A 10,577-nucleotide genomic window follows, 5' to 3' on the forward strand; every position below is an offset into this window, starting at 1 on the left:
TTTGCCGAGACGCTCTGCCCTCACACCGCCCGCGCGGTGCGCAGGGCGGCGATCTCGTCCGGCGAAAAGCCGAACTCCGACAGGATCTCGTCGGTGTGCTGGCCGCGGCCGGGGGGCGGGCCGGCGAGCCGGCTCGGCGTGCGCGACAAGGCGAAGGGCTGGCCCACCAGGGTCAGCGGCGCCTCGGTCCCCGCGACCGGCTGGGCGATGCCGAGATGCCGCACCTGCGGGTCCGCGAACACCTTGTCGATGGTCAGGATCGGGCCGCACGGCACGCCGGCCTGATTGAGCGTCTCCACCCAGTCGGCGCTCGGCGCCGTGCGGGTGCGTTCGCCGATGGCGGCGTGGAGGGCTTTTCGGTTCTTGGAGCGCGACGCGCCGGTGGCGTAGTCGGGATTGTCCAGGAGCTCCGGCGCCCCGATGGCGCGGGCGAGGCGCTCCCACACGGCATGCCCGGCCGTGGCGATGTTGATGTAGCCGTCGGCGGTCGGGAAGACGCCGGTCGGGATGGTGGTCGGGTGGTCGTTGCCGGCCTGCTGCGCCACCTCGCCCTTCACCAGCCAGCGTGCCGCCTGGAAGTCGAGCATGAACACCTGGGCCTGCAGCAGCGAGGTCTCGACGCACTGCCCCTCTCCCGACACCTCCCGTTCCAGCAGCGCGACCAGGATGCCCATGGCGCAGAACAGGCCGGCGGTGAGGTCGGCGAGCGGGATGCCGGCCCGCACCGGCCCCTGCCCGGGCAGCCCGGTGATCGACATCAGGCCCCCCAGCCCTTGCGCGATCTGGTCGAAGCCCGGACGCCCCGCATACGGGCCGGTCTGGCCGAAGCCCGAGATGCTGGCATAGACCAGCCTGGGGTTGAGCGTGCGCAGCGTCGGATAGTCGACGCCGAGCCGCTCCTTCACGTCGGGCCGGAAGTTCTCCACCACCACGTCGGCTTTTCGGGCGAGCCGGCGGAACGCGGCCAGTCCCGCCTCGGATTTCAGGTCGAGCGTGATGGCGCGCTTGTTGCGGTGCAGGTTCTTGAAGTCCGGACCGTCGCGGGGACCGCCCATGTCCTCGCCGCCGGCCAGGTGCGCCGGTGTCTCGATCTTGATCACGTCGGCGCCCCAGTCGGCGAGCTGCCGCACCGCCGTCGGCCCCGAGCGCACCCGCGTCAGGTCCAGCACCGTGAACCGGGACAGGGCCGTCGAGGCCTGGTCATGCGGCATGCGCCGTCGCTCCGTCGGCTCGGACCAAGGAGGGTGGGATGCGGCCGCGCGTCGCGGCACCGCGCGCCGACCATCCCCGATGCGGCCGCCCTTGTCCACCGTGCGGCGCCGCCACCGCAAGGCGGGCTCGTGCGGCGGCACTGCCGCAGGTGGGCGCCAGGGTCGCAGTTCCCCGCCCTCGCCTTCGCGCCCCCGTTCTGTTAGAGGCGAACGAACCGCGTCGGCCGGGGCGCGGCGCCCGCCCGTATCCTCCAGGAGCGCCAGGACTGAGCATGTACGATCGGCTGCGCGTGGCCTCGGAAGCTTTCGACCGCAGAATTGGCTGGCACCGGGTCGGATTCCTGGTCAGCCTCGCCGTCATCGTGGCCGCGGCCGTCGTGCTGTACCGGATGCTGCACGGGATCGACGTGCACGAGGTGATCGGCGCCCTGCGGGCCATTCCTTGGCGCGACATCCTGCTGGCGTCCGGCTTCGTCGCAGCCGGCTATTTCACGCTGACCTTCTACGACGTCTTCGCGCTGCACACGATCGGCCGCGGCGACATCCCGTACCGGACCGCCGCCCTGGCCGGCTTCACCAGCTATGCGGTCGGCCACAATGTCGGCGCCAGCGCGTTTACGGGCGGCGCCGTGCGGTACCGGATCTATTCGCTGCACGGGCTGTCGGCCATCGAGGTGGCGAAGGTCTGCTTCGTCGCCGGCTTCACGTTCTGGCTGGGCAACGCCACCGTGCTGGGGCTCGGCATCGCCCACGCGCCCGAAGCCGCATCGGCCATCAACCAGGTGCCGCCCTGGGTCAACCGGACGCTGGCGATCATCACGCTGATGGCGCTCGCCACCTATGTGGGCTGGGTGTGGACGACCCCGCGGGTGATCGGCCGCAGCAACTGGGAGGTGACGCTGCCGGGCGGGCCGCTGACGCTCCTGCAGATCGCCATCGGGATCGTCGATCTCGCCTGCTGCGCGGCCGCCATGTACATGCTGGTGCCGCACGAGCCGTATATCGGATTCGTCACCGTGGCCGTGATCTTCGTGGCCGCGACCCTGCTGGGCTTCGCCAGCCACTCGCCGGGCGGGCTCGGCGTGTTCGACGCGGCCATGCTGGTCGCGCTGTGGGAGTACGACAAGGAGCAGCTCCTGGCCGGCCTGCTGCTGTTCCGGTTGCTGTACTATCTCGTGCCGTTCGCGGTGGCGCTGCTGATTCTCGGGTCGCGCGAGGCGTGGCTCTGGAGCAGGCGCAGCCGGGCCGCCCAGGCGAGCGCGCGAGCCGGCGCCGGGGCGGCGACGCCGGCGCATCAGGACCCCGGCCAGGGCTGACCGCGAGCGCGGGCCGTCCCGGCGGGACGGCACCAGCGGCATTCGGGACCAGCGGACATGGCCTTGGCGGACCACGACAAGACACCCACCGGTCGAGGACCGCGGCTTCTCGCCTGGGCGACGTCGGTGCCGCGCATCCGGCTGGTGCTGCCGACCGCCGCCGCGGCCCTCGCGGCCGCCGTCTGGGCCGGCGAGATGCGCCTCGTCCCGGCCGTGCTGGTGTTCGCCGCCGTGACGCTCGGCCTCGTCGCCGACCTCCGCCGCGCCGGCCGCAAGCGGATCGCCGACAGCGACGACCTGGGGCCGGGCAACAGCGACCTGGTGATCGACGCCGCCATCGCCGGTCTGCCCGATCCGGTGATCGTGCTGGAGCGCGGCGGCGTGGTGCGCGCCTTCAACCGCCACGCCATCGAGGTCGCCCCGGCGCTGGCGACGGCCCGTCCGCTCTCCTTCGCGCTGCGCCATCCGGGCGTGCTGGACGCGGTCCGCCGCGCCGCCGAGGAGAGCACCACGATGCGCACCGAGATGGCCCAGCGGGTGCCGACCGAACGCTGGTGGGACACCGTGATCGCGCCGGTGCGGCTGCCGCCCGGGCCCGCCCAGCCGGCCGGCGAGCGGCTGCTGCTGGTCAGCTTCCACGACCTGACGCCGCTGCGCCGCGCCGAGCAGATGCGGGCCGACTTCATCGCCAATGCGAGCCACGAGCTGCGCACGCCGCTCGCCTCGCTGTCCGGCTTCATCGACACGCTGCAGGGCCCGGCGCGCGCCGACACCGCGGCGCGCGAGCGCTTCCTCGCCATCATGCGGGCGCAGGCGAGCCGCATGGCGCGGCTGATCGACGACCTCCTGTCGCTGTCGCGCATCGAGCTGAAGGTGCATGTGCGGCCCGAGACGCCGGTCGACATCGTGCTGCTGCTGCGCCAGGTCGCCGAGGGGCTGCAGCCGCTCGCCGGCGAGCGCGGTGTCACCATCGGGTTCGAGCCGCCGGCCGCGCCCGTGACGGTCGCGGGCGACCGCGACGAGCTGGTGCGGGCCTTCGAGAACCTGATCGAGAACGCGCTGAAATACGGCGCCAGCGGCGGCCGCATCGACCTCGCGGTGCTGCGCGAGACCGGCCCGCGCGGCGACGAGATCGCCGTCTCGGTGAAGGACTACGGCCCCGGCATCGCGCCCGAGCATCTGCCCCGGCTGACCGAGCGCTTCTACCGCGCCGACGTCGCCGAGAGCCGGGCCCAGGGCGGCACCGGACTGGGCCTCGCCCTGGTCAAGCACATCGTCCAGCGCCACCGCGGCCGCCTCGGGATCGACAGCACGCCGGGCGCCGGGGCCACCTTCACGATCCGCCTCCCGATTGTGACAGCCGCCCCATCCGGAACCAAAATCGACGGCATCCCAGTTACTTAAACGTTCATCTCAGTGTCATGTTGAGATCATAGAACGGTGACGGGCAGCGGCTAAGACAGTCGTGCCTGAGGCCGGCCGACGGACTCCCCCTCGTTCTGCCGGCGCCAGTCGACCATGCGGGAGGGCTCGAGCCCGCCCCCAACGACGATCCAGCGACCGGTCGGACCGGATGCGGGCCTTCGCCTGCATCGACGGCTCGTCCTCGACAGGAGAGACCCCTTGAACGTCTACAAAGCCCTCATCGCGGCCGGCGCGCTCGTCGCCGCGTCCGTCGCCCCCGCCGCGGCCGCCGACATCTCGGGTGCCGGCGCCACCTTCCCGTATCCGATCTATGCCAAGTGGGCCGACACCTACAAGAAGGAGACCGGCATCGGCCTGAACTATCAGTCGATCGGCTCCGGCGGCGGCATCAAGCAGATCCTCGCCAAGACCGTGACGTTCGGCGCCAGCGACGCGCCGCTCAAGCCGGAAGAGCTCACCAAGAACGGCCTCGTCCAGTTCCCGATGGTGATGGGCGGCATCGTGCCGGTCGTCAATGTCGACGGCATCAAGCCGGGCGAGCTGGTGATCGACGGCCCGACGCTGGGCAAGATCTTCCTCGGCGAGGTGAAGACCTGGAACGACGCCGCGATCCAGAAGCTCAACCCCGGCCTCAAGCTGCCGAGCCAGGCGATCGCCGTCGTGCACCGCTCCGACGGCTCGGGCACCACCTTCAACTTCACCGACTACCTGAGCAAGGTGAGCCCGGAGTGGAAGTCGAAGGTCGGCTCGGCGACCTCGGTCGAGTGGCCGGCCGGCATCGGCGCCAAGGGCAACGAAGGCGTCGCCAACAACGTCGCCCAGACCAAGGGCTCGATCGGTTACGTCGAGTACGCCTACGCCAAGCAGAACAAGCTGCCCCACACCAAGATGGTGAACAAGGACGGCAAGACGGTCGCTCCGGAGATGGCCTCGTTCCAGGCCGCCGCCGCCAGCGCCGACTGGAACTCGGTTCCGGGCTACGGCGTGATCATCACGGACCAGCCGGGCGCCGGCACGTGGCCGATCACCACGGCCACCTGGATCCTGATGTACAAGACGCCGGCCGACGTCGCGACCTCCAAGGCCGCGCTCGAGTTCTTCGCCTGGGCCTACGAGAAGGGCGACAAGATGGCCGAGGATCTCGACTACATCCCGATGCCGGCCAATGTCGTGAAGAGCGTCGAGGCCACCTGGACGGCCGAGATCAAGGACCCGAGCGGCAAGCCGCTGTTCACGGCGCGCTGATCGACTCAAACGACGTCGACGAGAGAAGGCCTTCGGGCCTTCTCTCTGTTGACGGAACCTTGTTCGTATCGTCTCGGGCAGCTCGTCGCGTTATTGAGGACGACGCGGCCGAAGCACAGCCTTCGGTCGAACGACGCGATCGGGAGCCCGGACATGCCTTCGCGGAGAATGCCAGTGGTCGATATTGCGCTTCGGGACGTCCCGGCGGTCGCCGCGACCCCGCCCGACAGGAAACGTGTCCTGGCCCGCCTGAGGCTGACCAACAGCTCGTTCCGAACCCTGACCCTCCTGGCCTCGATCCTGGTGCTGGTCATCCTCGGCGGCGTCATCATCGCGCTGATCGAGGGATCGCTGCCGGCGCTGCGCCAGTTCGGCTTCGGCTTCCTGGTGAGCGAGCGCTGGAACCCGGTGACCGAGAACTTCGGCGCGCTGGCGCCGATCTACGGCACCGTGGTCACCTCGATCATCGCCATGATGATCGCGGTGCCGTTCGGTCTGCTGATCGCCGTGTTCCTCACCGAGCTGTGCCCGCCCTGGCTGCGCCGCCCGATCGGCATCGCCATCGAGCTGCTGGCCGGCATTCCCAGCATCATCTACGGCATCTGGGGCCTGTTCGTGTTCGCGCCCTTCCTGCAGCGGACCCTGCAGCCGGCCCTGATCGACCTGTTCGGACCGATCCCGGTGCTCTCGACCCTGTTCGCCGGCCCGCCCTACGGCATCGGCACGCTGACGGCCGGCCTGATCCTCGCCATCATGGTGCTGCCGTTCATCACCTCGATCTCGCGCGACGTGTTCGAGGCGGTGCCGCCCGTCCTCAAGGAGGCCGCCTACGGCCTCGGCTGCACCACCTGGGAGGTGGTGCGCTACGTCGTCATCCCGTTCGCCCGCGTCGGCGTCACCGGCGGCGTGATGCTGGGCCTCGGCCGCGCGCTCGGCGAGACCATGGCGGTGACCTTCGTGATCGGCAACGCCCACCGCATCTCGGGCTCGCTGCTGGCGCCCGGCACCACCATCTCGGCCACCATCGCCAACGAGTTCACCGAGGCGCTGGGCGATCTCTACACCTCCTCGCTGGTCGCCCTCGGCCTCATCCTGTTCGTGATCACCTTCTTCGTGCTCGCGATCGCCCGCTACATGCTGATGCGCATCGAACGCCGGATCGGGTGATCTCATGAACCTCTACGCAAGACGACGCGCCACCAGCCGTGTCGTGATGGCCATGTCGATCGGCGCGACCGCGATCGGGCTCGGCTGGCTCGTCCTGGTGCTCGGTGCGCTGCTGTGGAACGGCTTCACCAGCCTCTCGATCGCGGTGTTCACCGAGATGACGCCGCCGCCCGGCGCCGCCGGCGGCCTGCTCAACCCGATCCTCGGCAGCCTGATGATGTCGGCCGTCGCGGTCGCGGTCGGCACCCCGATCGGCATCCTGGCCGGCACCTACATGGCCGAGTACGGCCGCTACTCGCCGCTGAGCAGCGTGGTGAGGTTCATCAACGACATCCTGCTGAGCGCGCCCTCCATCGTGGTCGGCCTGTTCATCTACGAGGTCGTGGTGCGGCCGATGGGACACTTCTCCGGCCTCGCGGGCTCGATCGCGCTGGCCGTGCTGGTGATCCCGGTCGTGGTGCGGACCACCGAGGACATGCTGCTGACGGTGCCGAAGGAGCTGCGCGAGGCGGCCACGGCGCTCGGTCTGCCGCGCTCGCACGTGATCGCCAACGTGTCGTACCGGGCGGCCCGCGCCGGCATCATCACCGGCATCCTGCTCGCCGTCGCCCGCATCAGCGGCGAGACCGCGCCGCTGCTGTTCACGGCGCTCAACAACCAGTTCTTCTCGGCCGACATGAATGCCCCGCTGGCCAGCCTGCCGGTGGTCATCTTCCAGTTCGCCATGAGCCCCTATCCGGAGTGGCAGAACCTCGCCTGGGCCGGTGCCCTGATCATCACCTTCGCCGTCCTGGCGCTCAGCATCTCGGCCCGCGCCCTGGCCGCAACGAGGAACGCGCAATGACCTCCGTCGACCTGTCGAACGGACCGAAGTCGGTCCCGACCCCGATCATCGGCACCCATGCAGGCCTCGATTCCGAGCTCGAGGAGAAGATCTCGGTTCGCAACGTCAACTTCTACTACGGCGACAACCGGGCCCTGAAGAGCATCTCGGTGCCGCTGTACAGCCAGCGGGTCACCGCCTTCATCGGCCCGTCGGGCTGCGGAAAGTCGACCCTGCTGCGCATCCTCAACCGCATCTACGACCTCTACCCGAATCAGCGGGCCGAGGGCGAGGTCCTGCTCGACGGCGACAACATCCTCGACCCGGCGCAGGATCTGAACCTGCTGCGGGCCCGCGTCGGCATGGTGTTCCAGAAGCCGACGCCGTTTCCGATGTCGATCTACGAGAACATCGCCTTCGGCATCCGCCTCTACGATTCGCTGTCCAAGTCGGAGCTCGACGGTCGCGTCGAATCCGCGCTCAAGCGCGCCGCGCTGTGGACCGAGGTGAAGGACAAGCTGCACGCCAACGGCCTCAGCCTGTCCGGCGGCCAGCAGCAGCGCCTGTGCATCGCCCGCACCGTGGCGGTGCAGCCGGAGGTGATCCTGCTCGACGAGCCCTGCTCGGCTCTCGACCCGATCTCGACGGCCAAGATCGAGGAGCTGATCGAGGAGCTCAAGACCGACTACGCGATCGCCATCGTGACGCACAACATGCAGCAGGCGGCGCGCGTCTCCGACTACACCGCGTTCATGTATCTGGGCGAGCTCGTCGAGTTCGACACCACGAGCAAGATGTTCACCTCGCCCGTGGACACGCGGACGCAGGACTACATCACGGGCCGGTTCGGCTGACGCTGACGCTTGGCCGGCCGCCGACCGGCGGCCGGGCCCACTCCCGAGACACTGAAGGGTGACGTCCATGATGGACCACACGCACAAGGCCTTCGACACCGACCTCCAGGATCTGGCCCGGATGGTCGCCGAGATGGGTGGCCTCGCCGAGCAGCAGATCTCCGACGCGGCCGACGCGCTCGACCGCCGCGACCTCACGGTCGCCCAGCGGGTGATCGTCGGCGACGCCCGCATCGACGCGCTGCAGCGCGAGCTGGAGTCGAAGTCGGTCCTCACCATCGCGCGCCGCCAGCCGATGGCGGTCGACCTGCGCGAGGTGGTCGGGGCGATGCGCATCGCCAACGACCTCGAGCGGATCGGCGACCTCGCCAAGAACATCGCCAAGCGCGTCGTGGTGCTCGATCACGAGTTCCGGGCCCAGCAGGTGATGCGCGGCGTGCAGCACATGACCGAGCTGGTGCTGTCGCAGATCAAGGACGTGCTCGACGCCTATGCACGGCGCGACCTCGCCAAGGCGGTCACCGTGTGGAAGGCCGACGAGGAGGTCGACGCGGTCAACAACTCGCTGTTCCGCGAGCTGCTCACCTACATGATGGAGGATCCGCGCAACATCGGGATCTGCATCCATCTGCTGTTCTGCGCCAAGAACATCGAGCGGATGGGCGACCACGCCACCAACATCGCCGAGACGGTGTACTACATGATCGAGGGCCGGCCGCTGGTCGACGAGCGACCCAAGAACGACACCACGTCCAGCACCGTGGTTCCGTTCGACGCCTGAAGCCGAGATTGTCGACGCGGCCGCCGGTCCGGCGGCCGCATTTGATCGAAGAAGAAGAGAAACCGGATGGCCGCGCGCATTCTGATCGTCGAGGACGAGGAGCCGCTGACGCTCCTGCTGCGCTACAATCTCGAGGCGGAAGGCTACGCGGTCGACGCGGCCGGCCGCGGCGACGACGCCGACCTGCGCCTCAAGGAAAGCCCGCCGGACCTCGCCATCGTCGACTGGATGCTGCCCGGCCTGTCCGGCATCGAGCTGATCCGCCGCCTGCGCGCCCGCACCGAGACCCAGCAGCTCCCGGTGATCATGCTGACGGCCCGCGGCGAGGAGGGCGAGCGCGTCCGCGGCCTCGCCACCGGCGCCGACGACTACATCGTCAAGCCGTTCTCGGTGCCCGAGCTCTTGGCCCGCATCCGCGCGCTGCTGCGCCGCACCAAGCCCGAGCGGGTCGCCTCGGTGCTCACCGCCGGCGACATCGAGCTCAACCGCGAGAAGAAGCGAGTGGCGCGCAGCGGCCGCGACGTGCCGCTCGGCCCGACCGAGTTCCGCCTGCTCGAGTTCCTGATGGAGAACCCCGGCCGGGTGTTTTCGCGCGAGCAGCTCCTGGACCGGGTGTGGGGGCGCGACGTCTACATCGACGAGCGCACCGTCGACGTCCATGTCGGCCGGCTGCGCAAGGCGCTCAACCGCGGCCAGCGCTCCGACCCGATCCGCACCGTGCGCGGCGCCGGTTACGCCCTCAACGACCGTTACGGCGCCGAGGCCTAGCTTCGGGCTTGCGGCACGCTGGAGACCGTCCCGGATGGGACGGTCCTTGAACGGCCGACGCCGGCGCGACGGCCTCAAAAATCCTTCAGGCCCAGCACGTCCATCATCGTGTAGAGCCCGGGCGCGCGGCCCCTCGCCCAGACCGCCGCCTTCACGGCACCGCGGGCGAAGATCATCCGGTCCTCGGCCTTGTGGACGAGCTCGATGCGCTCGGCCGGGCCCGCGAAGATCGCCCAGTGCTCGCCCACCACGGTGCCGCCGCGCAAGGACGCGAAGCCGATGTCACCGGGCTTTCGCGCGCCGGTGTGGCCGTCGCGGCCGCGGTCCGAGCGCGCCGCCAGGTCGATGCCGCGGCCGGCGGCGGCGGCCTCGCCCAGCAGCAGCGCCGTGCCGGAGGGCGCGTCGATCTTCTTGTTGTGGTGCATCTCGAGGATCTCGATGTCGAACTCCTCGTCGAGCGTCGCCGCGACCCTTTTTGCCAGCGCCGCCAGGAGGTTCACGCCGAGGCTCATGTTGCCGGACTTGACGATCGCGACCGACGCCGCGGCGGCCGCGATGGCCTGCTCGTCGGCGGCCGAGAAGCCGGTGGTGCCGATCACGTGAAACAGCCCGGCGGCGGCGGCCTGATCGGCCAGTGCCACCGAGGCCGCCGGAATCGTGAAGTCGATCACGCCGTCCGCGCTTTTGGCCAGCGGCGGCAGGTCGGCCGTGACCGGGATTCCGTTGGGGCCGAGCCCGGCGAGCTCGCCGGAGTCGCGGCCGATCAGCGGCGAGCCCGGCGCATCGATCGCGCCCGCGAGCGCGGCGCCGCGCGCCTCCGAAATCGCCTTGATCAGGGTGCGGCCCATCCGGCCGCCGGCCCCCGCCACGATCAAACGCACATCGCTCATCACGCCCTCCTGCCGGCCCCGCCGGTGCCTGTGCGGCCGGTATAGAGGAGCCTTGCGCAGGCGCAACAGGAAGGGCCGGCCCCCTTCACCCTCCCCT

Annotated in this window: 10 protein-coding genes; 8 read left to right on the forward strand and 2 right to left on the reverse strand. The window is 70.0% G+C overall.

The window, feature by feature from the left end; genetic code table 11:
- Positions 1-20 precede the first annotated feature (20 nt).
- Entirely contained in the window at positions 21-1,211 is a 1,191-nt protein-coding gene (locus CH341_RS22890) for a CaiB/BaiF CoA transferase family protein (RefSeq protein ID WP_111421304.1), read from the reverse strand.
- Positions 1,212-1,483: 272 nt separating this feature from the next.
- Here CH341_RS22890 and CH341_RS22895 point away from each other — a divergent pair, with 272 nt between their 5' ends.
- The 8 genes from CH341_RS22895 (at position 1,484) to phoB (ending at position 9,590) form a co-directional block, all read left to right on the forward strand.
- The gene (locus tag CH341_RS22895) at positions 1,484-2,527 is read left to right on the forward strand and encodes a lysylphosphatidylglycerol synthase domain-containing protein (protein ID WP_111421305.1); all 1,044 of its coding nucleotides are present in this window, start codon (positions 1,484-1,486) and stop codon (positions 2,525-2,527) included.
- Between the two features lie 57 nt (positions 2,528-2,584).
- On the forward strand, positions 2,585-3,931 hold the full coding sequence (locus CH341_RS22900) for an ATP-binding protein (RefSeq protein ID WP_245431208.1): 1,347 nt from the start codon (positions 2,585-2,587) through the stop codon (positions 3,929-3,931).
- 219 nt (positions 3,932-4,150) lie between these two features.
- Positions 4,151-5,197 (forward strand): phosphate ABC transporter substrate-binding protein PstS, encoded by a 1,047-nt coding sequence (gene pstS / locus CH341_RS22905; RefSeq protein ID WP_111421306.1) that lies wholly within the window; start codon positions 4,151-4,153, stop codon positions 5,195-5,197.
- 240 nt (positions 5,198-5,437) lie between these two features.
- Positions 5,438-6,364, forward strand: coding sequence for a phosphate ABC transporter permease subunit PstC (gene pstC / locus CH341_RS22910; RefSeq protein ID WP_425376205.1), 927 nt, complete (start codon positions 5,438-5,440; stop codon positions 6,362-6,364).
- Between the two features lie 4 nt (positions 6,365-6,368).
- Positions 6,369-7,208 (forward strand): phosphate ABC transporter permease PstA, encoded by an 840-nt coding sequence (gene pstA, locus CH341_RS22915; protein ID WP_111421307.1) that lies wholly within the window; start codon positions 6,369-6,371, stop codon positions 7,206-7,208.
- On the forward strand, positions 7,205-8,041 hold the full coding sequence (gene pstB, locus CH341_RS22920) for a phosphate ABC transporter ATP-binding protein PstB (protein WP_111421308.1): 837 nt from the start codon (positions 7,205-7,207) through the stop codon (positions 8,039-8,041). Before pstA ends, pstB begins: the two co-directional genes overlap by 4 nt.
- A 67-nt stretch (positions 8,042-8,108) precedes the next feature.
- A complete protein-coding gene (gene phoU / locus CH341_RS22925; RefSeq protein ID WP_111421309.1) occupies positions 8,109-8,822 on the forward strand; it encodes a phosphate signaling complex protein PhoU in 714 nt (237 codons plus the stop codon).
- A 66-nt stretch (positions 8,823-8,888) separates the two neighbouring features.
- Positions 8,889-9,590, forward strand: a complete 702-nt coding sequence (gene phoB / locus CH341_RS22930) for a phosphate regulon transcriptional regulator PhoB (protein ID WP_111421310.1) — start codon at positions 8,889-8,891, stop codon at positions 9,588-9,590.
- Between the two features lie 74 nt (positions 9,591-9,664).
- On the opposite strand, the gene dapB is transcribed toward phoB, so the two are convergent.
- Positions 9,665-10,480, reverse strand: a complete 816-nt coding sequence (gene dapB / locus CH341_RS22935; RefSeq protein WP_111421311.1) for a 4-hydroxy-tetrahydrodipicolinate reductase — start codon at positions 10,478-10,480, stop codon at positions 9,665-9,667.
- Positions 10,481-10,577: the final 97 nt, after the last annotated feature.

It is taken from the genome of Rhodoplanes roseus (genome assembly GCF_003258865.1).
GTDB lineage: Bacteria > Pseudomonadota > Alphaproteobacteria > Rhizobiales > Xanthobacteraceae > Rhodoplanes > Rhodoplanes roseus.

What these genes read in the sequence shown, in the direction of transcription:
- CH341_RS22890 (WP_111421304.1), bottom strand. Translation starts at nt 1,211, where the DNA reads ATGCCGCATGACCAGGCCTCGACGGCCCTGTCCCGGTTCACGGTGCTG.
- phoU (WP_111421309.1), top strand. Translation starts at nt 8,109, where the DNA reads ATGATGGACCACACGCACAAGGCCTTCGACACCGACCTCCAGGATCTG.
- pstB (WP_111421308.1), top strand. Translation starts at nt 7,205, where the DNA reads ATGACCTCCGTCGACCTGTCGAACGGACCGAAGTCGGTCCCGACCCCG.
- dapB (WP_111421311.1), bottom strand. Translation starts at nt 10,480, where the DNA reads ATGAGCGATGTGCGTTTGATCGTGGCGGGGGCCGGCGGCCGGATGGGC.
- CH341_RS22895 (WP_111421305.1), top strand. Translation starts at nt 1,484, where the DNA reads ATGTACGATCGGCTGCGCGTGGCCTCGGAAGCTTTCGACCGCAGAATT.
- CH341_RS22900 (WP_245431208.1), top strand. Translation starts at nt 2,585, where the DNA reads ATGGCCTTGGCGGACCACGACAAGACACCCACCGGTCGAGGACCGCGG.
- phoB (WP_111421310.1), top strand. Translation starts at nt 8,889, where the DNA reads ATGGCCGCGCGCATTCTGATCGTCGAGGACGAGGAGCCGCTGACGCTC.
- pstA (WP_111421307.1), top strand. Translation starts at nt 6,369, where the DNA reads ATGAACCTCTACGCAAGACGACGCGCCACCAGCCGTGTCGTGATGGCC.